Genomic DNA, 907 nt, shown 5'->3' on the forward strand with positions numbered 1-907 from the left:
ATCGTCGTATATGGACTCCTCCCGGTTTGCCAGTAAAAACCAGTGCTTCTGAACCCAAGTACGACTGCTACCGTATATCCGGCTTCTGGATGAAGTGATTCGTCACTTCGAGCCTTGATGAAGTAGTCGCTCATGTGTGGCTGATCGGATTAGCGGCCTTGTCATACAGTGGGCCTTCGACGTTGTAAGCCTTCACACATGCCGGTTCGACCGGTTCGTCATCACTGTCTGTCACTGTGCAATCGTGGTGGATCTTCTACGGAATTGCGCTTGCTGCGGTGTTGCCTGTTGCTCGGTTACTGCGTTCAGCACGCAGCGTTTTTATAGCGCTCGCCCTTGCTTAGGAGCGCCCAGATGATCCGGGCATTCTTGTTGGCCAGGGCCACTGTGGCGATGTTGGTGTTGCGCCGACATTTCAGCTCGTTGATCCAGACACTGCGCGGATCGGTCTTTTTCGCAATCGCGTTGAGGGCGGACCGCGCTCCATGGATCAGCAAGGTGCGCAAATACGTATCGCCTCGCTTGCTGATGCTACCCAGGCGCTCCTTGCCGCCGCTGGAATGCTGATTGGGCACCAGCCCCAACCAGGCCGCCAGCTGCCGACCTGACTTGAACTGGCGCGCATCACCTACCGCCGCCACCATGGCCGTGGCGCTGATCGGGCCAAGGCCCTCGATCTGCATCAGGCGTTGCACCCGCTCATCCTGGCGCGCCTGCTGTTGAATCAGACGATCCAGCATGGCGATCCGCTTGTCTTTTTCCTGGAGCTCGTCCTGCAGCTCACCCATGAGTTCGCGCATGGCAGCCGGCAGGCCGCTGCTCTCCTCCAGCGTCCGTGCCAGCAGTGCGCGGGTAGCTGCCACGCCCTTGCGGGCCTCGATCAGGCCGAACTCGCCCAGCAAACCCC

The 907-nt window shown here is 59.6% G+C and carries 1 protein-coding gene; it reads right to left on the minus strand.

Annotated elements, in window-relative coordinates:
* Positions 1-305: 305 nt before the first annotated feature.
* Positions 306-907 (minus strand): IS110 family transposase (locus NAV32_RS17585; protein WP_256054064.1); only part of this gene is annotated, 602 nt, incomplete at its 5' end.

Origin of the sequence: Stutzerimonas stutzeri, from assembly GCF_024448695.1 — a bacterium.
Taxonomy (GTDB): domain Bacteria; phylum Pseudomonadota; class Gammaproteobacteria; order Pseudomonadales; family Pseudomonadaceae; genus Stutzerimonas; species Stutzerimonas stutzeri_T.